The following is a 23233-nucleotide window of genomic DNA, read 5'->3' as shown; positions in this document are numbered from 1 at the left end:
ATGGCAGAGCGCCTAAATAATGACTTTCAATTTCTGGATGTTGCACGACAAGATCCTGAGAAAAAAGATCTTCATGTCCGCAAAACAGAGTTTGTGGAAATTTATAAACCGTTTACAGCAGAAATTGCAGCGAATCAAACACATCGTTGTCTAGGGTGTGGTAATCCATATTGTGAATGGAAGTGTCCGGTACATAACTATATTCCAAATTGGCTAAAACTAATTGCGGAAGGTCGTATCTTCCAAGCTGCGGAACTTTGTCATCAAACCAATACGTTGCCAGAAGTTTGTGGTCGTGTTTGCCCACAAGACCGTTTATGTGAAGGCGCATGTACTTTAAATGATGGTTTTGGTGCAGTTACCATTGGTAATGCAGAAAAATATATCAATGATACAGCCTTTGCTTTGGGTTGGCGTCCAGATATGTCACAGGTAAAATGGACCAACAAAAAAGTTGCAATTATTGGTGCAGGCCCAGCTGGTTTAGGCTGTGCAGATATTTTAGTACGTAATGGCGTGAAACCCGTTGTATTTGATAAACGTCCTGAAATTGGTGGATTATTAACGTTTGGTATTCCAGAATTTAAAATGGAAAAAGATGTGATGAAACGCCGTCGTGAAATTTTCACAGGCATGGGCGTAGAATTTCGTTTAAATACTGAAATTGGCACAGATATTACAATCGATCAATTACTTGCAGATTATGATGCTGTATTTATGGGTATGGGCACTTATACCTATATGAAAGGCGGATTTTCAGGTGAAGACTTAGAGGGTGTATATGATGCTCTCGACTTTTTAATTGCCAGTGTTAACCGTTGTCAAGGTTGGGAGAAAGACCCATCTGAATATATTAGTGTTGAAGGTAAAAAGGTGATTGTTCTAGGCGGTGGCGATACAGCAATGGATTGTAACCGAACTTCAATTCGTCAAAGTGCAGAATCTGTTGTCTGTGCTTATCGTCGAGATGAAGAAAATATGCCAGGTTCACGACGTGAAGTTAAAAATGCGCGTGAAGAAGGTGTTGAATTCCAATTTAATAAACAACCTATTGAAATTATTGGTGAGAATGGAAAAGTGACGGGTGTTAAATTTGTCACAACACAATTAGGTGCACCAGACAGCAGAGGTCGTCGTAGCCCAGAACCAGTTCCTGGATCAGAAGAAATTTTACAAGCAGATGCAGTACTTCTTGCTTTTGGTTTTAGAACAAGCCCAGCAGATTGGTTTAATGAGGTAAATATCGGTCTAGATGGTGCAGGACGAGTGATTGCACCAGAACAGCAGGATTATAAGTTCCAAACTTCAAATCCGAAAATTTTTGCTGGTGGCGATATGGTACGTGGCTCAGACTTAGTTGTGACTGCCATTTGGGAAGGAAGACAGGCTGCCGAAGGAATTTTAGATTATTTAGATGTATAAATAATTTAAGTTAAATAGGTTCAATTAAACCCACGGATGTGGGTTTAATTTATAAAGATATAAAAATTAAATAAATATATGATTTATTTATAAGTTTAAATTTAGTGTATAAATAAAATTAACAAAGATTTAAAAAAAACTCGTTAGAATAAATGAATTGAATACACCGTATGAATAGGGGGAACTGATGATGAATCCAGTAAAGAAGAGCATGCTTATACTGGCAATTGCAGGAACATTAAGCTTAAGTGGTTGTGGTTATAATACTTTACAAGTGAAAGATGAAGCCGTAAATGCTGCGTGGTCAGAGGTACAGAACCAATATCAGAGACGTTTAGATTTGGTTCCAAATTTGGTCAATGTCGTTAAAGCCTATGCGAAGCATGAAGAAAAAGTATTGGTTGAAGTGACTCAGGCTCGTGCCAATATTGCAGGAATCAAGGTGGATAAACAGGTTTTAGAAGATCCTGCTTTATTTCAGAAATACCAAGAAGCTCAAGCACAAATGACCAGTGCATTATCACGTTTAATTGCCGTATCTGAAAACTACCCAAATTTAAAAGCAAATGAGCAATTTAAAGATTTACAAGTGCAATTAGAAGGAACAGAAAACAGAATTGCGGTTGCACGTAATCGTTATATAACAACAGTACAAGATTTTAATGCCTATACTCGACAATTTCCGCAAAACATCACTGCAAAAGTGATTGGAATGGATACAAAGGCAAACTTTAGTGCAGAACAAGCTGCCCAGACTGCACCCAAAGTAACGTTTGAATAAATCAAAACGGATCAGAGTAATGATAAGTTTTATGACTGTAATTGTCCGTAACATAATACTTTTTCAGCTCATATTGTTGAGCTGTCTAGTATCAACTGCTGAGGCAAAGAATGTCACAAGTTTAGAAGGGCAAGCTGAAGTTGTACTGACTAAAATACTCAATGAACAACTCGGTTTAGGTACATCGACAGCACAAAAACCGAGCCAATCGAAACAAAGTAACATTGAAGTTTCAAATGATTTAGCAGATGGTGATATTCGAACTCTACCCAGTTTAAATGAACCTGTTATTGATCAAGCGCACATTTTATCTGATTCGGAAAAGCAGTTATTAACTAAAAAACTGTTTGAAATACATCAACAAGCCAAAGCACAGATTGGCATTATTATTGTGCCCACCACAGGGCAGGAAGATATTTTTGATTATGCAATGCGTGTTGCCGAAGCGTGGAAATTGGGTTCTGCCCAAAATGATAATGGTTTATTAATTACGGTTGCGATTAATGATCGTCGAATTCAAATATTAACAGGCTATGGATTAGAAGGTATATTGCCTGATATTGTTTTGAATCGAATTATTCGTGAATCGATTACGCCAAATTTTAAAGAAGGTCATTTTGTTCAAGGATTATTCGCTGGTGTTGAACAAATTGAGCATATATTAAATATGGATCCTGAAATTGCAGAAAAATCTGCAAAAGAATTACAAGAACGGCAAGCACAGGCTTTAGTTGAACAAGATGCAAGAGAGCGTGTTTTTAGTTTAAGTTTTATTATTTTATTCGGTGGTGTCATTGCATCTTATGCTCTTGGAAATAGATTAAGTGCAACGCTTGCAGGAATTATTGCTGTAATAAGTAGTGTCATCAATGGTGTTGGTTTAATCACCAGTATTTTAATTGGTTGTGGAATTTTCTTTTTAATTATTACAGCCATCGCTCAATTGCTTTTTAAAATCATTTTGACGATGCTCGCCAATGGAAATGGGCGTGGAGGTTCTGGTGGTAGAGGTGGGGGATCAGGTGGATTTGGTAGTGGTTCTTCGGGTGGAGGATATCGCGGTGGAGGAGGTCGTTTTGGTGGTGGAGGTGCATCTGGATCATGGTAATAAAATCAGAGACAACAAAAATAGTCACGCAGCCGAAAGTAATTGTGGCCAATCAACCAAGTTTTAAAAGATGGTTGAAGCATTTTTTCTATATGCCTGAAAGTAAAAGATTTTTCAATCAGCAAGATCAACATGCGATTACACAAGCAGTCACTGAAGCGGAACAAGGGCATGTGGGTGAAATACAGGTAGTTATCGAAGGACATATTCCCGCGAATCAAGCCTATTTTTTAGATATTCAGGCGAGGGCACAGCAACTCTTTGCAGACTTGGGTGTGTGGGATACAGAGTATAATAGTGGTGTATTGCTTTATATTAATTTATGTGAAAGAGCCGTTGAAATTGTGATTGATCGTGGGATTAAAAAAGCAACGCATCAAGCGGATTGGCAAGAAATCTGTTTATGCATAACTCAAAATTTACAACAACAAAAATATAGAGAGGCGGTTATGCACGGGGTATTGCAGATTGGTGAAATTTTAAATCATTACTATGCGAGTTACACACATGAAAAAAGTAATGAAATTTCAAATCATCCAATAATTTTATAAGTTACTCAAATAAGTTGAGAACAAAGAAAAACGCATCTTAAGCGATGCGTTTTAATTAGGCGACTGATTAGTTTTTCACATAACCTTTAGTGACACAATCACCACTGTATTCCCATTCTAAGCGTTTACCACTACCTGCATCAATTTGGTCTGGAGTTAAAATACAAGTCTCTGTATCAGCAATACCTTTGTAATTATTCGGTGTGGCTGTAATTACAGCATCGTTACCAAGTTCTATTTGATTTAATGCTTTGTTAGTCAAACCTGTTGGAAGTGTTTCTCCAATTTTTGTTGCGTCATCACATTGTGTTAAGTCTTGCGTTTGTACATAACAGGCTTCAATAGCTAACTTAATTGGCGACATTGCTGCGATAACTTCAGTGTAGGCAGCGCGTTTAACATAGTTTTGATAGGTTGGTAGTGCAACTGCGGCTAAAATACCAATAATTGCAATCACAATTAATAATTCAATGAGTGTAAACCCTTTTTCTATTTTCATAATGTTCCCCATAATAGTTATTTATTCGTATATTTTTTTGTATACCAACTGTATATTTGCAAAAGCTATGCCATGTATTATTTTAAATAAAAATCATATAGTTATATTTGTTTGTGATTTTGATCATGTAAGATTATGTTAGTAATTGACAAAAAAAGTCACTTTTTACTAGAAAATGTCAACCTCAAAATATAACCAATTTACTCAGCAATTCGAAATTGAATTGTGGATGGCTCAGGGGGATGGAATAGATACGTATTGAAGAGGATTTTTAAGCAAATTCAGTTAAAATATACCCATATTTAATATTTTTAGACTTAAATGAATTTTTTCTTAGTTTTATTGGCAGGTGTGTTGATCTCACTGGCTTGGCTATTGCCGATACATTATCGGCCATGGGTCACTTATACGGGTGAACTTTATGCATTTTTTGCGCTTTTTGCTTTATGTGCAATTTTTATTAAGCAGAAAATTCAAGTTCCTAAAATCACTGTGCCATTGGTCATTCTCTCAATTATTCCTTTTATTCAATTCTTTGCTGGACAGGTTTTTTTCTTTAGCAACGCATTGATGGCATTTGCCTATATATTTGCTTTTTGGATGGCAATTGTTATTGGTTATAATCTCAGTGTTGGACCGTTTAATCGAGAACAAACATTTACTTATGTTTGCTATATTTTTCTTATTTCAGGAACACTCACAGGTCTGATTGGTTTTTTACAATGGCTTAATTTAGATGAGGTTTTGCCAGGAATTACGCGCTTAAGAAGCGCGCGACCGTATGCAAACTTTGCACAGCCAAATAATATGGCAACTTTTTTGCTTATGTCATTATTGGCAGGCTTATATTTGTATGAAAAGAAAAAAATAGCAACAAAATGGTTGATACTGACCACAATGATGATGTTAATAACATTGGCATTAAGTCAATCTAGAACCTCGTGGGTTGCTTGTATTTGTATTATTCTTTATTTGGGATATCAGCAATTTAAAGGCTATATTCATATTAAATGGTACATAATTACGGCATGGTCTGTACTTTTTGTTGGTTTGATTTTCTTATTTCCTGCAATTAGTGGCTATTTGACGCAATTAACCGATACACAAATTAAGTCAGTTGATATTGCGCGGCGTGCGACTGGTGATATGTCTCGTCTAGCCATTTGGCAGCAAATGATTCATGCCGTGGAATATAAACCTTGGTTTGGTTATGGCTTTTATCAAACAGGCGTTGCTTACACCACCATCAGTGAGTTTTTTCAAGGACCTGTTTGGATTCGTAGCGCACATAATTTCATCTTAGATTTTATTTTATGGAATGGTTTAATTGTTGGCGTACCATTCTTAGCATATTTTGGTTATTGGAGTTATCAGCTTAATCGACATGTGAATTCGATTGAATCCGTCATTGGAATTCTAATAATTGGTGTCTTTGTGGTGCATGCACTCTTAGAATTTCCTCAGAACTATGCATACTTCTTATTGCCCGTTGGTTTTATTTTAGGCATAACACAAGCACAATCTTTAAAACAAAAAATAATTGTGTTATCTGTAGGCTGGATGCGGCTCATCTATGGCTGCGGTATCATTCTATTGGTCCTAATTTATCGTGATTATGATTTGCTTGTTCCTAAATTAGCGCAATCCATGCGTTATGAAAAACAACCTGAGAGAATAACGAATCAAGATAAAATTTATGTAATTAGTGAGTTTAATCATCGCATTGAATGGATACGTTTGAATCCTTATAGTAATGTTACTAAAGCTCAAATTGAAAATTTTTCACATCTTGTTTTATTGTATCCAACAGAATATAACTTTGTGAAATTTGCAAAGTTATTGGCTTTTAATGGTGATGAAGCGCAGGCAAAACATCAATTGAAAATGTTGAAAATTTTAAGACATAAAGATATATCCTATGACAGTTTATTAGCACAACAGCCAAACTCGATTCAGCCCGAAGTAAAGCATTAAGCCTTCATGAGTTTTGAGTCATAAAAAAGCCAGTGTCGATTCACTGGCTTTTTTTGAAAATATCAGCTTTTAAATTTGGCTTTGAATATAATTTTCAGTGCCCACTTTCTCAACGAGATCGAGTTGAGTTGTTGTCCAATCTAAATATTCTTCTTCTTTTTCTAAAATCTCTTGTACAAGGTCGCGAGTGACATAATCAAGTTCTTGTTCAGCCAATACAACTGTTTTCTGTAAAGCTTCAATATTTTCTTTAACTTTACGAACATCACAATTTATAACTTCAACGGTATGTTGACCAATATATAATTTGCCCAAGTGTTGAAGGTTTGGTAAACCTTCTAAGAATAAAATACGTTCAATGATTTTATCGGCATGTTTCATTTGACGGATAGATTCTTTATATTCTGCAGAACCAAGCTTTTCAATTCCCCAGTCATTAAACATACGTGAGTGAAGAAAATATTGATTAATTGCAGTTAAATGATGATAAAGCACCTGATTTAACTGATTGATAACGTCACGATTGCCTTTCATTAAACTACTCCGTTCTTATATTAAAACCTTTAAGCAAAGGTACTTATTTGATTATATTAACGAACCGTTGTGCGAATGGCGAGTAATTTATAGAACAGCAAATGAAAATCACAATCAAAAATAATAATCATATTTTTTATCATATAAAAAACCCGCTTTGAGTCAAAGCGGGGGAGGAGTTTATGATCATCAGATCATCAGATCATCGTATATTTTATGATTTTTGTTTATCTTTTTGATTATTGAAAAAACCGATATCTTATGGATTACGCAGCAATGGCTAAACGAGATGCTATTTGAGCAATTTCATCGCTAATAATAGAACGTGCTTCTGGAGCGCAACGTCCACAGCAAGTACCTAAGTCCAATATTTCTCGAACTTCACGGTAACTTTCAGCACCATTCGCAATGGCATCTTTAATGTCTTGATCTGTAATGCCTCGGCATAGACAAACATACATTGGACACGACCACATATGAAATAAGATAACTAATATTATTGATAATTGTTATCGTTTGTCAATAAAAATCATTTGTAAATACGTTTTATTTGATTGGGATTTTGAATAAAAAAATACCACCTTATTGGTGGTATTTAAATAATATTGATAATTTACTGATTAATAACAACAATTCCATCCATTTCAACCAGTGCATTTTTAGGCAAACTTGCAACACCTAATGCAGCTCGCGCTGGGTAAGGTTGAGCAAAATATTCACCCATAATTTGATTGACAAGTTGGAAGTGCGAAAGATCTGTTAAGAAAATATTTAATTTTGCAATATCTGCAAGCGAGCCACCAGCAGCTTCACATACAGCTTTTAGGTTATCAAAAACACGTCGAATTTGTGCTTCAATGCCTTCAACCAACTCCATACTATAAGGGTCTAAGCCAATTTGACCTGAAAGATAAACAGTATTACCCACTAAAATTGCTTGTGAGTATGTACCAATCGCAGCAGGTGCATTTTCAGTATGGATTACTTGACGGGACATTGATTTCTCCTTATATCATTTCTTACATCATAGTTGATCAAACAAAAGGGTAGAAGCCTTTTTTATCAATCATAACGTTTTAGCTCACTTTGGATGGTTCTGCAATATTGAGTGGCTGTGCTAAGCGGGCAATGCGTGGAAAACCTAAAGGCATGCGTAAATCACGTATAATTTCGGCGATCTGTTGTCGGCTATTGACCACAATATTGATATAGGTTTTTGCACCATCTGTATGTACAGATTCAACCCCAGTTTTGGCTTTACGGCATTGATAAATGACTTGAGAAATTTGTTCATCATCCATAGCCATATCAATACAAAGATACGCATTGAATTGAGCATCATTCATTGGCTCAGAAGTCCAATGTAAGGGCATGATGTTTTCAGGATGCAGATGTTGCTCGTGGAGTAGGTTATGACAATGATGACGATGAACAATCAATCCACGACGTGATAAATGCCCTTGAATTGGATCACCTAACACAGGATTGCAGCAATGTGCATATTTAACATCAACGCCTTCTGTACCCTGAATTAATCGATCAGATTCGGTACTGGCTTGGTCTTGTGAGAATAGATGATTGGCAACCAATTGTGGCAATAAATCACCTACAGCAATTTGTTCAAAAAATTGATCTTTATTTTCTACATGTCGCCATTGCAATAATTCATTCCATTCATTTTCTTGAATATCCTTCGTGGAACGATTAAACAATTTAAGCGCGCGGTTTAATGCTTGATTACCAATTAAACGTTGTTCTTCTTGATCTTGATCTCGCAAAATATTTTGTAGCGCTCTGCGTGCTTTTTGTGTATTGATAAAACTCAACCAGTCTGGATTAGGTGTTGCCAATACATCAGTAATAATTTCAATAACCTGACCACTTATTAATGGTGTTGAAAGTGGCTTGATTTCTCCGTTTATTTTCGTACCGACCGCATGATTCCCCAAAAATAAACTTGCCGAATATGCAAAATCTACAGCTGTTGCGCCACGTGGTAATTCGTGTAAATGTCCCTGAGGGGTATAAACCCAAATTTTTTCTTGGTGTAAGTAATCGAGTAAATCGTTAAAAGTCGTTTTGGCACAACTACTGTCGATGAGCATATTCAAATTTTGCATTGACGCTTGAATTGCAGATCGACACGTTTGCGGTGCATTTTCCCCTAAAACAAGTCCAAATCTTGCTGCTTTACGCATGAGCTCTGTTTGAATTGTTAACGATAGTGTTGTTTGCTCACCTTTTAAACGCATCATCAATGCTTGGTTTCCACCTGGTAGTGGGCGACGAATATGATCTTCAAATCTTAAAACTTGAAAGTTTTCACGCAATACTTCGGCTAATTTATCGCAATCTGCAATGCTCTGTAAAATAATTTCAAACGCATGGCTGTGTGTAAGTTCTTGTAAATCAATATGATTTTTAACAAAATGACGAATAAGTTCTATATTGTTATTTTTCTTTTTAATTCGACCTGAAATATGTTTCGTTTCTAGTAGTGTGGTGAGGTTTTGTTCCCAAATTGCTTGATATTCACAGCGTTTCGGTTTTGTTTCTAATAAGGCGGCTTGAATATCATTGAACATATCTAAATCTAAGTTTTGATAACATAGAAGTTCAAGATTGTCGGCCATTTCATTCATACCGACAATGCGTGCCATCGGGACAAAAATATCAATTGTTTCTTGTGCAATTCGTGCGCGCTTATCGGGACGTAAAGCTTCGAGCGTTGTCATGTTATGATAACGATCTGATAGTTTTATAATAATAACGCGTGGATCATGCAGGGTGGCTTGAAGGATTTTTCTAAAGGATGCTGCTTTATTATATTCTTTATCGCTTGAATGACTTAACTTTGTAACGCCATCGACTAATTCTGCAACAGTCCGCCCAAACTTTTCAGTGATATCATCCTTACTAAAGTCTGTATCTTCAATGACATCATGTAGTAATGCCGCCATTAACGTTTCTGCATCTAACCGCATATGTGCCAAGATACATCCTACTGATATAGGGTGAAGAATATAAGGTTCGCCACTTTTACGTGCAATGCCATCATGCGCAATATCGGCATAATCACAGGCCGCAAGAACTCGATCGACATCACTTTCTGAAAGATAAGCATCGATTATCATTTTGAGTTGCTGTTTGGCTTGGCTGACCTCTGGGCCTGGCATAAAACACCTTTAATATACAATTAGAAAAATACAATAAATATATTGTTAAACTCTCATCAAAATAAAATAGAAACGAGTCATTTTTGAAGAGAATTAACCATGAACGTATCATTTGAAACGGATTCATATCTACGCTCTATATTTATAACTGTTATTTTAAAAATATTAAAGTTCATAGATTAAAAAAGCCTAGTGAAAACTAGGCTTTTTTAATAGGTTTTTCTTATTGGAAAGAAAAACCATCTAAATTCAGGCTATTTGCTGAAAGTGCAAGATCAAGGCTAGAAGTTTGATAATCTTGTTCACGATGTTTCAATATTTCTTTAGAAACATGACCAGCAGCAATTTCACGAAGCGCAACCACTGTTGGTTTATCATTATCCCACTCAAGCGTTGGTTCGATACCTTGACGTGCCAATTGACGCGCACGTTTGCTTGCCACTAGTACAAGCTCAAAACGGTTGTCTACATGGTCTAAACAATCTTCAACGGTTACGCGTGCCATAGTATTTCTCGTTTGAAATAGTAAATTTTTACAGACTAAATAGTATAAGGTGCTTTGACAGTAGACTCAAGTTTTAATCATATTGAGACAGCTGTGATTAATTTTTGAATCAGCTCATGGTGTCTTTGTGCTTGCTGAGACAAAGCTAAGCGATTGGCAATAATGACAGCTTCTAAATCGTGCAAAGCTTTATTAAAGTCATCATTAATAATGACATAATCAAAGTTTGTATATTGCTGCATATCTTCTACAGCACAACTTAATCGATGTTCAATGACGTCAACAGAGTCCGTTCCACGATTGGATAGACGCTGACGTAAATCAAACTGACTTGGAGGCAGAATAAAGATTTGTATGGATTCAGGGAAAAGTTTACGAACTTGTTCAGCACCTTGCCAATCAATTTCAAGTAAAACATCATGACCTTTTGAAAGTTGTTCTTTTACGGTTGCTTGAGCTGTTCCATAATAGTTACCGAATACTTCTGCATATTCGATAAAACCATCATCTTTGACTAACTTCAAGAAATCATCTTTAGCGGCAAAGTGATAATGCACACCGTCAAGTTCGCCAGGGCGTTGTCCACGAGTTGTATGTGAAACAGAAACATGTAAGTTATTCACACGCTCAAGTAGGGCTTTAACTAGTGATGTTTTGCCTGTTCCTGATGCAGCAGAAACGACAAACAAGAGACCCGACATGATATTTTTCCTGATATGATAAAATATCTTCTCTATTTTAGAGTAGACGAAACATAAACAAAATAGCTATCTGCTTTTTTGTTTGTATTATTTTTCGAATATTTCGTTAATTAGTATTGCGCATTGAGGGTTCTATGGAAATTGTATTGGCCAATCCACGTGGTTTTTGTGCAGGTGTAGACCGTGCAATTGCGATTGTAAATCGTGCCCTTGAGTGTTTTAACCCCCCCATTTATGTCCGCCATGAAGTTGTTCATAACAAATTTGTGGTTGATGATTTACGTCAACGTGGTGCAATTTTTGTTGATGAATTAGACGAAGTTCCTGATGATAATATTGTAATTTTTAGTGCACATGGTGTTTCTAAAGCCGTTCAGCAAGAAGCGGAACGTCGTGGATTAAAAGTTTTTGATGCGACATGTCCATTGGTTACCAAAGTGCATATTGAAGTAACGAAATATGCGCGAGAGGGCACAGAAGCCATTTTAATTGGGCATGAAGGACACCCAGAAGTTGAAGGGACGATGGGGCAATATGACAAAAAAAATGGTGGAGAGATTTACTTGGTTGAAGATGAACAGGATGTTCAAGCTTTAACTGTAAAACACCCGAATAAAGTGGCATTTGTGACACAAACTACATTATCAATTGATGACACAGCAAAAGTCATTGATGCGTTAAGAAGTAAATTTCCTGAAATTCAGGGACCACGAAAAGATGATATTTGCTATGCAACCCAGAACCGTCAAGATGCAGTTCGAGATTTAGCAAGTCAATGTGATGTTGTTTTAGTTGTGGGTTCACCTAATTCCTCTAACTCCAATCGCTTGCGTGAATTGGCTGAACGAATGGGGAAACATGCATATTTGGTGGATAATGCAGAACAATTAGAGCAAACATGGTTCAATGAACATTCTAAAATTGGGGTGACTGCTGGTGCATCAGCTCCTGAAATACTGATTCGGCAAGTAATTCAACGTTTACAAGATTGGGGAGCGCAAGCGCCTGAAGAACTTGCTGGACGTGAAGAAAATATTACCTTCAGTTTACCGAAAGAGCTTCGGATTACTGTTGTTCAAGATTAAACCTATTTTTAATCCAAATTTTAATGAAAACAGATAATTGTATGTGCAATTATCTGTTTTTTTATGCCTTTTATCTTTTATCACATTCATTCTTCAATGCGTCTGATTATTCTGAATAAAAGCATTGAATTATGATCTGGAAAAGATGATGAAAAATATAAAAATAAAGGATGGATTTACTTTAATTGAATTAATGGTCACAGTGGCAGTGCTTGCGATTTTGGCAATTATAGCAGTGCCTTCTTTTGGAACAATGCTCAATAAACAAAACCTAAATAAGAATACCAATGAGCTGATTGGCATTTTAGTTAAAGCAAGATCTATTGCCGCTTTAGAAAGACGAAATGTGAGCGTGTATATTGGATTGGTCAATGCAAATGAAATAAAAGATAGTATTGAAAATGGAGATTTATACTGGGCGCCCGTTGGAAACTCTTATTTAAAATCAGGACAGTTTACGATTACATTTCTGCCAAATGGTTTGGTAAAAGCATTTGATAGCTCAGATGTTGCTGTTGGAAATACGAATTTTATTCTCTGTGATCAAGAGATTAATAGTCATCAATCAAAAATAATTTCAATTTCGAGAATGGGAAAAATACAACAAGTTTTAGATGGTGACTGTGCATGAATAATAAGAAACAGTTGGGTGTTGGTTTGATAGAAGTTTTAGTTGCTTTATTGATACTTGCAATCAGTGTGCTGGGGTTTATCGCATTGCAATATCGAGCAGTAGAGGCAATGAGTGAGGGTGAAAATCGAATATATGCCATTAATATAGCGCGAGATCTTGCTGAAAAAATTAGAATTAATCGAACTGCACTTCCTATTTATACCCAGACATTAGCTGCTCCTGTAACGTCTCTATCAACACCCAATTGCTTTCAAGGTTTATGCACATCTACTCAAAAAGCAAGATTTGATGTATCGGTTATTAAACTCTCTGCACAACGTTTAGGCATGACTTTAAATATGTCAGATTGTCCTGAAATTAAAAATGGTCGGCAATGTATTTATATCGCGTGGAATGATACTGCAGCCACCGTTGGAGAAGGCGTTACAGATTGTACAAAAGATGATGGGAGCTATAACTCAAACTCTACTTGTGTGGTGATGGAGGTGTACTAATGGCAAAACAATATGGTTATACATTGGTTGAACTTTTAATTGCACTTGCTTTGGGATTGATTATTGTTGCAGCAGCAGTATTTCTATTATTAACAGGTCTACGTAGTAATGCGATGCAGCAAGGTGTAGCTGATTTGCAAGATAATGCTAATTTTGGATTGAATTATATTACTCAAGATATTCGACTTGCGAATTTAAAAACCTCAACAGCAAAAATTGATGATCAAACGTTATTGGGTGGCATCGTTCTTTCTACACAAAATCTACCAGAAAAATTTAAAGCTTTAAGCTCGACATTATTAAGTGCAGGTGGAAGTGGTTTATCAAATGTAACTCAAGGCAGTGATCAATTGGTCATTCAATATCAACCTATGGCGACTGGTGGTTTTGATTGCGAAGGGCGTCGAATTGAAGACACGAAATACACCATTATTCAGCGATATTTTTTAAGAGTGGATACAGCAAATACAGAGGGAGAGTCGCAACCTTTGGCTCTTGTATGTGATGCAGGACGTTATCATGAATCTGAAAATGCCATTAAAGATTATGGCGATAATGGCGAAATTATTATGAAACGTGTTGATCACTTTAGAGTTCTATTAAGTGTTAGTACGGAAAGTGATCAGAGACGTTATATATCAATCAGTGATTATAAAGCATTGGGTGCGAATAAACCTCGAGTTTTAGGGGTATATCTTGGGGTGTTAGCACGTTCGGCTCAGAAGGTAGGACAAGATAAAGCAATTGGACAAAATAATGAATTTATTGTTTTAGACCAAAATGTTGTTGTTAAAGCGGATAAAAATCCTAAAGGTTATATGCGTCGTGTGGTTACACAAGAAGTTGCATTAAGAAATGCCTTAGGAGAGCGCCAATGAATATTCATAAACAAAATGGTTCTACTCTTATTGTGGTGCTGATCGTTGTTTTAGCACTCACCATTATTGGAACGTTAGCAATTCGTCAAAGTCTAGTATCTCTAGGTATTGCGACGAATGGGCAAGCACAACAACTTTTAATGCAAAACTCTGATGCAGCAACATTTAATGTAGAAGATGGAAATAACTTAATTCGTAGTTTGGCACGAGACGGCATGTTTGGTGCGATTAAAGGCACCATGAATAAAGGAAAAGAGTTGGTATTTTGTTTTAAGGGTTCACGTGGTCAATTTTTTAATCTTTCCCAAGCCAGCATTATTTATGACCAAGACGGTAGCATTAATAACAGTTCTATTGGGCCAAATGGATATTGTCAGTCAGGGGGGACTTCTAATTTTTTCACCAGTAATCGACGAATTGTTTTAACACAAGTCTCGATTCGCTATGTAGATGCGGTGACGGAACCATTTGAAAATTCAGTTCGCGGAACGGATGAAGAAATGGCGAAAATTGAAAAAACGGAACGTGTGATTGTTCACACCATCTCGTTAATGCCGACTTTATCCAAGGCTTCAACCAATGAGATTGATCAATGCTTGAGTCATCATTTGAGTCAAGATCGTAATAATGGCGTTACAAATTGTCTTACGGCATTAAGTGTACCGTTCACTGCACATATTACTGAATATACGCTAGGTCAGGTATTTTTATAAGGATGATGAAAATGAAAAAAATAAAAAAAATTTCACATCAAGCTCAAAAAGTCTTAGCAATAATGACGATTTGGGTTTTGGTTTCAACATTGTCCTATGCCAGTGATATTGAAATTTATAAAGAAGCTCGATCTGGAAAAGTAACTTTAATGTTTGCATTAGATATTTCAGGAAGTATGACAGATGGCGATTCTTATGATTCGCCATCGCCCTGTAATTCATCATCAATCAAAGATGATAATTTTAATGATAAGACTTTAAATATTACTTATCCACGTAAATACAGAACGTGTGGTAATAATCCAACGAAATATTATCGTCGTTTAGATCGTGTACGCGATGCGATGTATCAATTACTTTATGGTGCAAATGCGATTACAGATGATCGAGTTATTGGATTATCTGTTTTTCCTCAAGATTCTCAAGAAAGCAATGCGCAATCGAAAGCACAAATTTTGGTACCTGCACGGGCTTTAGATGAAAAAGTGAATGGTATTTCTCAACGCCAAAAAATAATGCAAGCAATTGCCGCGATTAAAGGGGCAACTTATACCCCAACAGCCAATGCATATGCAGAAGCAGCCTCTTATTTATTTGGTACAAAGACATTTAGTATCACTGTATTGAACGATACAAATCGGTATCGGTCTTATACTGTTTCTGGCTCAACGTGGTACTCACAGTGTACAGTTTTTCAAAATAATCTTTGTACGACATGGTCGACACGTCAAAGCACAAAACCTTCAGATTGGCCTACTACGGTTAGTAAAAATTGTTCTTTTGTTGAGAGTGGCTCAACGCGTAATGGTTCATGTTGGTCATTTACAGGAAATTTTATTGGTTCATCTGAAATCGGTAATTCGGGTTTTTTTGAATCTGCAATAGATACATGGAGTGCAGATAAAATGAATTATCAAAAGCCAAGCTCATTAATACAAAATGATAGTCAAAAGCTATGTAGTGGGCAGGGGATTTATTTGTTAACTGATGGTGTTCCTAACCGAGGAGATCAAGCCTCTACAACCATGAAGAATGCATTAGGGGGCAATGGGACAAGTTTTTCATGTAGTGCAAGCACGACAGGTTGGTCTTGTATGCATGAATTTGTAAAGAATTTATTAGATAGCAATAAAAATCCTTTAGGGCTAAAGGTTAAAACGGCTGTAGTTGGCTTTGGCAGTGATTTTAATAGTGTTCCTTCATATTCTCGAAGCTTAAGTGAAACTGAAAATATTGCTTTAATTGATAATTCAAAAGCCAACACTGACCAAAAAAATGCGGCAAAACTAGGTGTTTGGGGGCAAGGTGGTTGGTATGCAGGTACAAGTGTGGAGGATGTGATTGATAGCGTTAGAGATTTTGTAAATAGTCTATCTACAGAAATTCCAGCTGTTACTACAGGAACAGCAACAATTCCAATTGATCAACTGAACCCAAGTGCCTTACAAAATTTTGCATATTACCCACAATTTCAACCAACACCTGAAAAAAATTATCGGGCTTGGGTTGGAAATTTAAAAAAATATAAAGTAGCTACAGATGGAACATTAAGAGATAAAGCCAGTAATATTTTTGTCAATCATCAAGGAAAAATTCTAAATAATTATGATTTATGGTCCGCTGATGCAGTGAATGGAGTTAACCAAGAGGATGAAAATATCTTGGGAAGTGATAAAAATCGCTTAGTGGGTGGCGTGAAATCTCAGTTAAAACTACGAGCAGTAAATAATAATGTTCAAAGGAAAGTACTTACAGATCGGGCAGCTTCACCAGTACAAAATACTTATGTAGATACAAATATACTTAGAGCACTTGATTTGGGTTTAGTTTCCAGTACTGATCCTGCACGCGGTTATTTATTATCTTTATTAGGATATCGTGTGAATGCACAAGCACCAGAAACCATCACCAATACAAGCCTAAATCAAGCGACTGAATTGCGTCAGGTGGGTGCAATTATGCATTCATCACCCTTATTACTGACCAATAGCGGTAAAGTGACATTTGCAAATAATCAAATCGATTCTGAATTAAGAGAGGATTATGTTTTATTTGGTACAACACAAGGCGTTTTGCATGTTGTAGATGCAAAAACGGGTGCAGAGAAATTTGCTTTTGTACCGAATGCGATGGTGGAAAATCAAAAAGAAGCATTGATGAATTTTGATTCAACGGTCGGGCCGATAGATAAGCTTTTCTATGGTGTAGATGGCGCATGGACGGCTTATAGCGAATATGTAAATACAGCGGATAATTTATTAACAGTAGGAGACGGTTTAAATAATCGTGTTGGTAAACAGTTGGTTTATGGTGGTTTACGTATGGGCGGACGTAATTATTACGCACTCGACTTACATGATATGAATTCACCAAAATTATTATTTTCAATAAAGCCGAGTGGAAATTGTACAGCATCAAATCCTTTAGGGTGCATGGGGCAAAGCTGGTCTAAACCGACATTAACATGGGTGAATTGGAAAGGTACGAGAAAGCTCGTGATGATTGTCGGTGGGGGCTATGATGATAAGGGCTTACCTACTGCTATTAGTAATATGCCAGAAACGACAGAGGCTCAACGCATTGCGAAGGCAGCGAAAATTAAGCACTACGCAGGTTATGAATATGACGATTACCAGCAAGTAAATAAAGTGGGTGCAGGAGTTTATATGTTTGATGCATGGGATGGGAAATTGCTTTGGTGGGCAAGTGCCAATGCGACACCACAAACAACATCGACATATGTGCCGACAACAGGACCTTCAAGTTCATACCATGCAGAGATGAAATATAGTGTGGTGAGCCAAATTCGTGCAATAGATCGAGATGGTGATGGGCTGACGGATCATCTTTATTTTGGAGATTTAGGAGGACAGCTCTGGCGTATAGATTTAAATAATAAAGCCAATAATGCTGAACTTTTTGCAAAAGAACCGACACGAATTTTAAACTTGAATAATGCTGAAAAAGGCCCACGCTTTTATGAAATGCCAAGTTTTTCAACCTATTCTCACAATGGCGAAGTATTTGCAGTTGTTGCGATTGGGAGTGGTAACAGAAGCCAACCACTTGCTGAATATAGTACGACAGCAGGTTATCGTGAAGATGGGGTTTATAGTATTTATGATAAGGATGTTGCTCGACGTGATTTATTCAATTTAAACAAAAATCAAAAATATGAAATAGAAGGCGCTGCGCTTAAAACAAAAAATATTACCTTATTAAATGAAGGGGTGAATGTTGGAAATACGACGATTAATCAATTGGTTGATTTAAATGACAATACTCGATTTGCAGACAATGTTATTCGAGCATCATATGCCCTAACGCAAGGCTGGTATTACCTTTTTAAATCCAATTTAATTCAAAGTGAAAAAATTATGTCAACGCCTATTGTCATGCGTAATGATATGTATGTTACGTCATTTGATAGTAGCAAAGATGGGTTATCTGGTGATTGTGGTGCTGGTGTGAAAGGGGAAAGCTTTATTACGTTATTTTGTATGCCTTATGGACAATGTAAAGCAGGAAATATCACAACTTTCAAACTAAATATCGGCGTTGGAATTGTGGGAGGAGCCGTTGGTGCAGGAGATAGTGCAGGAATGGCACGGTTAATGGCAGCAAATTTGAATACGTCTGGCATTAGTGGTAATGAAATTTTAAAACGCCGTTATCAAACCGTTAATAAGCTGATTCCACAGCGTTGGTATGATAAAAATTACTGAGGAATAATCAACTATGTATGATTTTAAAGAATCCTCAGCTTTTACGCTGATTGAACTTCTAATCGTTATCTTAATTGTTGCTATTTTTTCTGCAATTGCGATCCCATCTTATCAATCTTATGCAAGACGAGCACTTGCCACCCAAGCTCAACAAGAAATTCAAAGATTGGCAGTTTTATTAGATAAGCATAAAGCACGTAACTTTACCTATAAAGGCTTCGACATTGCATCTGAAACGTTGCCAGTCAATGCTTTGGACGAAAAGGTGAAATATATCATCAGTATCCGAGATGGAGATCAACCTGAGCTTGCAATAGATGGAGATAATATATCTGGGCGTAATTGGGCAATACAAGCACAAAGCACAGATCCTAAAAACTATACTTTTTTATTAACGAGTCAGGGTGTGCGGTGTAAAAATAAAATAGCAGCGAGTGTTGATTTTGTGAGTTGTGGTGAATCTGGGCAAGAGGAGTGGTAAATGGAAAAAGGTTTTTCACTTATTGAGTTGCTAATTACAATGATTATTGTTGCAATTTTAGTAGCAATTGCATATCCATCTTATACGGATTATTTACGTAAATCTAAAAGAGTAGAAGCTCAGGCTGAATTATTAGACTTAGCAAGTAAAATACAACGTTATAAAATTGCAAATTTTACATTTTTACAAACAGATGGTGAACCGATCACATTAGAAAATATTGGTGAGAGTGAGATGTTAACTTTGCCAAGATCAGGCAACCCTCTATATCAAGTAACCTTATTTGATGTCACAGAAAAGACATGGACACTTGCTGCAACACCTATAGATAATACAACACAGCAATTAGATGGAGGTGTTGCTGTGAATTATCGTGGTGAAAAATGTTGGGTAAAAAGTCAAAAGAATTGTATCCCATCAGAAGAAACAACATGGGATCATAAATAAAATTAAATTCAAAAGTGTGGATAAACAATTTTTGACCTTTCCCTTTGGGCGAATATATCGTAAAATATTCGCCTTTTTAGTTCATTCGAACTTAAAAAGCTTTTTTAACATGTGAGAGTATTAACATGGTCGTAATTCGTCTAGCACGCGGTGGTGCTAAAAAACGTCCGTTCTATCAAGTTATTGTAACTGATAGCCGCAATGCGCGTGACGGTCGTTTCATCGAACGTATTGGTTTTTTCAACCCAACAGCTCAAGGTAAAGCAGAAAAACTTCGTTTAGATGCTGATCGTTTTGCACACTGGGTTGCTCAAGGTGCTCAACCTTCTGAACGTGTTGCTTCTTTAGCTGCTCAAGCTAAGAAAGCTGCAGCTACTGCATAATTTGATTAAGTAGTAGGTAGCCCATGACACCAACACAGAATGTTCCAGAAGATCGTATTCAGATTGGACAGTTGCGTTCAGCATATGGATTGAATGGGTGGCTCTGGGTCTATTCCAATACAGAACCTATGAGCAATATATTTGACTATCTACCTTGGTACATAGAAACCAAAGCAGGTTGGCAGATTATAGATGTAAAACGTTGGAAACCACATGGCAAAGGCTTAGTTGTTTCGCTAAAAGGTGTGAGTGATCGCACTGGGGCGGATAATTTAGTTGGCGCTAATATTTGGATTTCAAAATCTCAACTGCCTCAACCAGGTGTGGACGAGTATTATTGGTCTGATTTAAAAGGTCTAACAGTGTTAGGTCTAAATGATGAAGAGCAAGAAGTAAATCTTGGTAATATCCATGAACTGTTTGAAACAGGTGCTAATGATGTGATGGTGGTTCGCGCAACACTTGAGAGCATTGATAGCGAAGAGCGCATGATTCCATGGCATAAAGATGTGGTACAACGAGTTGATCTCGAAGCTGGTCGTATCTACGTAAATTGGGGCGTAGATTATTAATCCTTTAAGGATTAACGCAGCAGGAAAATAGAGGAGTCTGCGGTGTTTTTTGCAGTCATAACGCTTTTTCCTGAAATGTTTGAAGCGATTACAAGTTTTGGTATTAGCGGGCGCGCAGCAAAACGTGATTTGATGCAAATTCATTGCATTAATCCTCGTGATTTTGCTGAGGGCAACTATAAAAGAGTGGATGAACGTCCATTTGGTGGTGGTCCTGGTATGGTGATGATGGCTGAGCCTTTGGCGAAGGCAATTCAACATGCTAAAGAGCTTGCAGCGCAAGCGGGTGCAATTCATGTTCCTGTGGTCTATATGTCACCACAAGGCAAAACACTGAATGAAACTGCTGTACAACAGTTCGTTAAATATGATGGATTGATTGTTTTATGTGGTCGATATGAAGGTGTGGATGAGCGTTTAATCCAGAAATATGTTGATCAAGAATGGTCAATAGGGGATTACGTTTTATCTGGTGGAGAGCTTCCTGCGATGGTTTTATTGGATAGCATTATTCGGAGACTTCCTGGTGCGATATCTGATGAACAATCTGCGATTCAGGACTCATTTGTGGATGGTCTTTTAGATTGCCCACAATATACCAAGCCAGATCATTTTGAAGATTTGGATGTTCCAGACGTTCTAAAATCTGGACATCATGCAAATATTGAAAAATGGCGGTTTTTGCAGCGATATCAGCGTACACTCGAACGTCGTCCAGAGTTGGTCGAAAAAGTAGAACTGACAAAGCAGCAAAAAAAATGGCTGAAAGATACGCAAGAAAATATCAATAAATGATTATTTTCGAAGCAAATACTTAAAATCAACTTTTAAGTATTTATCAATGTGCTCTTTATGCATTGAAGTGGTCAAGTATAAAGAGAAAGATAATCGGGTCGATATGCGATAAGCCTCTATCCCCAGCGGATTTTAGACCTCTTCTGAACCGCACATATTGGAGATTCCCACAATGAGTGGTAAACATCCTTTAGTTCAAGCTGTTGAAAATGCACAGTTAAAACAAGATATTCCTGCTTTTGCTCCTGGTGACACAGTTATCGTTCAAGTAAAAGTAAAAGAAGGTGAGCGTGAACGTCTTCAGGCATTTGAAGGTGTTGTTATTGCGAAGAAAAATCGTGGCTTGAACTCTGCGTTCACAGTACGTAAAATTTCTAACGGTATTGGCGTTGAGCGTGTATTCCAAACTCACTCTCCAATCGTTGCTAAAATCGAAGTGAAACGTCGTGGTGACGTTCGTCGTGCTAAGCTTTATTACCTACGTGAATTATCTGGTAAAGCTGCACGTATTCGTGAAAAATTACCAGCGCGTAAAGCTTAATTCGCTTTATGTTGCTAAAAATGCGCCTTTTGGCGCATTTTTTATGCTTTTCAAATAGGTAGACGAAATGAATATTGATTATTAAGACTACTTTTAATGACTGTATATTAAGCTGTAGAGCGTTAAAATAGAATTTTTATGTACGTTCATCACTCAATTTTTTACTACTCACACATTTTTCTATTTTATAAGCCTTGTAATTTTAAACGATTGGCATGTTGACGATATACATCAACTGCACTGGGTGCAAAAACACTTTTTAATCCTAATAAATGATTCACTTCATCAAAATGATTCCAGCGGTAATTATCTCGAACGACTTTACCAAAACGAGCATCACAGCGGGCAACGACACCATCATTATCTTGACCACCATTAATGAAAAGTGATGTTGCTAGAAAGGTATAATCTGATGGGTCTAAGGGAGTATTAAACGCATTATTACCCATAAATGAATAGTTGAAAATTTGATTTTGTTGATAGGCTCCTTCACCACATCGAGTTGTTGGTACCCCATTCGGATAGCGACGATTAAAAGCCTGTGAACCAGCTGTACTTAAACTTGCTATTGCAGCTTTAGCATCATGTGGATAGATCTGAGGATCAAGTCCTTGAGCGAAAGTAATTACAGGTGAGACTAGACTATCGAAAATTATACGAGCAGGCGCTTCAAGTGGCGTATTTTCTAACATTAACACCATATCTGCAATGCGCGCACCTTGATTGGCAGATGCAATTGTGGTGATGGAAGCAACTTTATTTGGAATAGCTCCTGCAACATAGCGAACAGATTGTCCTCCATGAGAATGACCAATAAGATTGATTTTAGGTTTTCCAGTAATTGCTAAAATTTCTTCGACTTGTCTGAGCATTTGTTCGCCACGAACCTCACTTGAATTCATTGGTGAAACTGATGTTGCCCAAACATTTGCACCATTACGTGCGAGGTCTGGAAGAATTTGATAAAAATAATCTAACCCGACAATGCTACCAAATCCAAATAAACCATGTGCAAAGACAATTGGATACTGAGTTTGTGCATAATTAGATGTTACATAATTTGCGCGTGTTTGAGAGGCTGGACCTGCAAATGTTAAATTTATAATTGCAGCGAATATGCTTCCTACAATGATTGATTTGTATTTCATAAGCGTTACTCTATTATTTGTCTTTATTTGAGTTGAGTGACTAAGAACGGAAGTTAAATTATTCGTTATTATTTTTTTGAGAACAA

At 36.8% G+C, this 23233-nt stretch carries 25 protein-coding genes; 17 read left to right on the top strand and 8 right to left on the bottom strand.

The window, feature by feature from the left end:
• The 4 genes from B9T31_RS00770 (at position 1) to B9T31_RS00755 (ending at position 3862) form a co-directional block, all read left to right on the top strand.
• On the top strand, positions 1 to 1422 hold the full coding sequence (locus tag B9T31_RS00770) for an FAD-dependent oxidoreductase (RefSeq protein ID WP_086180063.1): 1422 nt from the start codon (positions 1 to 3) through the stop codon (positions 1420 to 1422).
• A 190-nt stretch (positions 1423 to 1612) separates the two neighbouring features.
• Entirely contained in the window at positions 1613 to 2203 is a 591-nt protein-coding gene (locus B9T31_RS00765; protein WP_086180371.1) for a LemA family protein, read from the top strand.
• Positions 2204 to 2234: 31 nt separating this feature from the next.
• A complete protein-coding gene (locus B9T31_RS00760; RefSeq protein ID WP_228145966.1) occupies positions 2235 to 3311 on the top strand; it encodes a TPM domain-containing protein in 1077 nt (358 codons plus the stop codon).
• Positions 3305 to 3862, top strand: coding sequence for a TPM domain-containing protein (locus B9T31_RS00755; RefSeq protein ID WP_086180061.1), 558 nt, complete (start codon positions 3305 to 3307; stop codon positions 3860 to 3862). The genes B9T31_RS00760 and B9T31_RS00755 overlap by 7 nt, the downstream gene beginning before the upstream one ends.
• Before the next feature lie 67 nt (positions 3863 to 3929).
• Here the strand turns inward: B9T31_RS00755 and B9T31_RS18155 are convergent, their stop codons facing one another.
• Positions 3930 to 4361 (bottom strand): pilin, encoded by a 432-nt coding sequence (locus B9T31_RS18155; protein ID WP_086180060.1) that lies wholly within the window; start codon positions 4359 to 4361, stop codon positions 3930 to 3932.
• 321 nt (positions 4362 to 4682) lie between these two features.
• Here B9T31_RS18155 and B9T31_RS00745 point away from each other — a divergent pair, with 321 nt between their 5' ends.
• Positions 4683 to 6335: a PglL family O-oligosaccharyltransferase gene (locus tag B9T31_RS00745; protein WP_086180059.1), complete on the top strand. Its 1653-nt coding sequence runs from the start codon at positions 4683 to 4685 to the stop codon at positions 6333 to 6335.
• A gap of 69 nt (positions 6336 to 6404) precedes the next feature.
• Here the strand turns inward: B9T31_RS00745 and bfr are convergent, their stop codons facing one another.
• From bfr to gmk, 6 genes are all read right to left on the bottom strand, one after another.
• Positions 6405 to 6869 (bottom strand): heteropolymeric bacterioferritin subunit Bfr, encoded by a 465-nt coding sequence (gene bfr, locus B9T31_RS00740; protein ID WP_086180058.1) that lies wholly within the window; start codon positions 6867 to 6869, stop codon positions 6405 to 6407.
• A 266-nt stretch (positions 6870 to 7135) separates the two neighbouring features.
• A complete protein-coding gene (locus B9T31_RS00735) occupies positions 7136 to 7330 on the bottom strand; it encodes a bacterioferritin-associated ferredoxin (RefSeq protein WP_086180057.1) in 195 nt (64 codons plus the stop codon).
• A 152-nt stretch (positions 7331 to 7482) separates the two neighbouring features.
• Entirely contained in the window at positions 7483 to 7866 is a 384-nt protein-coding gene (locus B9T31_RS00730; RefSeq protein WP_086180056.1) for a RidA family protein, read from the bottom strand.
• A gap of 79 nt (positions 7867 to 7945) precedes the next feature.
• Positions 7946 to 10045 (bottom strand): RelA/SpoT family protein, encoded by a 2100-nt coding sequence (locus B9T31_RS00725; protein WP_086180055.1) that lies wholly within the window; start codon positions 10043 to 10045, stop codon positions 7946 to 7948.
• 223 nt (positions 10046 to 10268) lie between these two features.
• The gene (gene rpoZ, locus B9T31_RS00720) at positions 10269 to 10550 is read right to left on the bottom strand and encodes a DNA-directed RNA polymerase subunit omega (protein ID WP_086180054.1); all 282 of its coding nucleotides are present in this window, start codon (positions 10548 to 10550) and stop codon (positions 10269 to 10271) included.
• Positions 10551 to 10627: 77 nt separating this feature from the next.
• Positions 10628 to 11251, bottom strand: coding sequence for a guanylate kinase (gmk, locus tag B9T31_RS00715; protein ID WP_086180053.1), 624 nt, complete (start codon positions 11249 to 11251; stop codon positions 10628 to 10630).
• A gap of 134 nt (positions 11252 to 11385) precedes the next feature.
• Between gmk and ispH the strand changes: the two genes are divergently transcribed.
• The 12 genes from ispH to rplS all read left to right on the top strand — a co-directional run bounded on the left by ispH (position 11386) and on the right by rplS (position 21999).
• Positions 11386 to 12336 (top strand): 4-hydroxy-3-methylbut-2-enyl diphosphate reductase, encoded by a 951-nt coding sequence (gene ispH / locus B9T31_RS00710; protein WP_086180052.1) that lies wholly within the window; start codon positions 11386 to 11388, stop codon positions 12334 to 12336.
• A 148-nt stretch (positions 12337 to 12484) separates the two neighbouring features.
• On the top strand, positions 12485 to 12967 hold the full coding sequence (locus B9T31_RS18150; protein WP_322853492.1) for a prepilin-type N-terminal cleavage/methylation domain-containing protein: 483 nt from the start codon (positions 12485 to 12487) through the stop codon (positions 12965 to 12967).
• Positions 12964 to 13464 (top strand): type IV pilus modification protein PilV, encoded by a 501-nt coding sequence (gene pilV / locus B9T31_RS00700; RefSeq protein WP_086180051.1) that lies wholly within the window; start codon positions 12964 to 12966, stop codon positions 13462 to 13464. Before B9T31_RS18150 ends, pilV begins: the two co-directional genes overlap by 4 nt.
• On the top strand, positions 13464 to 14342 hold the full coding sequence (locus B9T31_RS00695; protein ID WP_086180050.1) for a PilW family protein: 879 nt from the start codon (positions 13464 to 13466) through the stop codon (positions 14340 to 14342). Before pilV ends, B9T31_RS00695 begins: the two co-directional genes overlap by 1 nt.
• Entirely contained in the window at positions 14339 to 15055 is a 717-nt protein-coding gene (locus tag B9T31_RS00690; protein ID WP_086180049.1) for a pilus assembly PilX family protein, read from the top strand. Before B9T31_RS00695 ends, B9T31_RS00690 begins: the two co-directional genes overlap by 4 nt.
• Before the next feature lie 11 nt (positions 15056 to 15066).
• Positions 15067 to 18780, top strand: a complete 3714-nt coding sequence (locus B9T31_RS00685; protein WP_086180048.1) for a PilC/PilY family type IV pilus protein — start codon at positions 15067 to 15069, stop codon at positions 18778 to 18780.
• Between the two features lie 13 nt (positions 18781 to 18793).
• Positions 18794 to 19261: a prepilin-type N-terminal cleavage/methylation domain-containing protein gene (locus B9T31_RS00680; protein WP_086180047.1), complete on the top strand. Its 468-nt coding sequence runs from the start codon at positions 18794 to 18796 to the stop codon at positions 19259 to 19261.
• Positions 19262 to 19708: a type IV pilin protein gene (locus tag B9T31_RS00675; protein ID WP_086180046.1), complete on the top strand. Its 447-nt coding sequence runs from the start codon at positions 19262 to 19264 to the stop codon at positions 19706 to 19708. It begins immediately after the preceding gene.
• Positions 19709 to 19833: 125 nt separating this feature from the next.
• Complete coding sequence (gene rpsP, locus B9T31_RS00670; protein ID WP_004718284.1) at positions 19834 to 20091, top strand: 30S ribosomal protein S16; 258 nt, start codon at positions 19834 to 19836, stop codon at positions 20089 to 20091.
• Positions 20092 to 20114: 23 nt separating this feature from the next.
• Positions 20115 to 20663: a ribosome maturation factor RimM gene (rimM, locus tag B9T31_RS00665; RefSeq protein ID WP_086180045.1), complete on the top strand. Its 549-nt coding sequence runs from the start codon at positions 20115 to 20117 to the stop codon at positions 20661 to 20663.
• 42 nt (positions 20664 to 20705) lie between these two features.
• A complete protein-coding gene (trmD, locus tag B9T31_RS00660; protein WP_086180044.1) occupies positions 20706 to 21458 on the top strand; it encodes a tRNA (guanosine(37)-N1)-methyltransferase TrmD in 753 nt (250 codons plus the stop codon).
• A gap of 172 nt (positions 21459 to 21630) precedes the next feature.
• The gene (rplS, locus tag B9T31_RS00655) at positions 21631 to 21999 is read left to right on the top strand and encodes a 50S ribosomal protein L19 (RefSeq protein ID WP_086180043.1); all 369 of its coding nucleotides are present in this window, start codon (positions 21631 to 21633) and stop codon (positions 21997 to 21999) included.
• Positions 22000 to 22184: 185 nt separating this feature from the next.
• On the opposite strand, the gene B9T31_RS00650 is transcribed toward rplS, so the two are convergent.
• Positions 22185 to 23147 carry a lipase family alpha/beta hydrolase gene (locus tag B9T31_RS00650; protein WP_086180042.1) on the bottom strand — a complete coding sequence of 321 codons (963 nt, stop codon included), beginning with the start codon at positions 23145 to 23147 and terminating at the stop codon, positions 22185 to 22187.
• Between the last annotated feature and the right edge of the window lie 86 nt (positions 23148 to 23233).

The organism is Acinetobacter sp. ANC 4558, assembly GCF_002135375.1.
In the GTDB taxonomy this organism is placed as follows: Bacteria; Pseudomonadota; Gammaproteobacteria; order Pseudomonadales; family Moraxellaceae; genus Acinetobacter.
The sequence above is the reverse complement of the archived record's forward strand: the minus strand, read 5'-3'. Positions and strand labels throughout refer to the sequence as shown.